This window comes from Clostridioides sp. GD02367 (genome assembly GCF_045900275.1).
Classification (GTDB): Bacteria; Bacillota; Clostridia; order Peptostreptococcales; family Peptostreptococcaceae; genus Clostridioides; species Clostridioides difficile_A.
On sequence record NZ_JBJODK010000043.1, the window covers coordinates 1 to 407 of the forward strand.

Annotated in this window: 2 tRNA genes and 1 rRNA gene; all 3 read left to right on the forward strand. The window is 43.2% G+C overall.

The features are described 5' to 3' along the window. Positions 1 to 119 precede the first annotated feature (119 nt). A 5S ribosomal RNA gene (rrf, locus tag Q3223_RS19590) occupies positions 120 to 236 on the forward strand. A gap of 7 nt (positions 237 to 243) precedes the next feature. Beyond that, positions 244 to 318, forward strand: a tRNA-Asn gene (locus Q3223_RS19595). Between the two features lie 4 nt (positions 319 to 322). Then, positions 323 to 397: transfer RNA gene (locus Q3223_RS19600), tRNA-Glu, on the forward strand. The last annotated feature ends 10 nt before the right edge of the window (positions 398 to 407 follow it).

Sequence of the window (407 nt, forward strand, 5' to 3'; positions counted from 1 at the left end):
CATTCAGTAAAATATATGTGTAGTTTTTAGAGTGTTAACTCTGAAAAAAGTTTGAAAAAAGTATTGACAAAAATAACAAAAAATGTTAATATTATACTTGTCCTAGCAACAAGAAAAAATGTGGTTATAATAGCAGAGAAGATACACCTGTTCCCATTCCGAACACAGAAGTTAAGTTCTCTAGCGCTGATGGTACTTGGTGGGAAACTGCCTGGGAGAGTAGGACATAGCCACGTTGGATATTCCAAGGTAGCTCAACGGTGGAGCAACCGGCTGTTAACCGGTAGGCTGTGGGTTCGAGCCCCACCCTTGGAGCCAATATGGCTCGTTGGTCAAGAGGTTAAGACACCGCCCTTTCACGGCGGTAACAGGGGTTCAATTCCCCTACGAGTCACCATTTGTGGGAT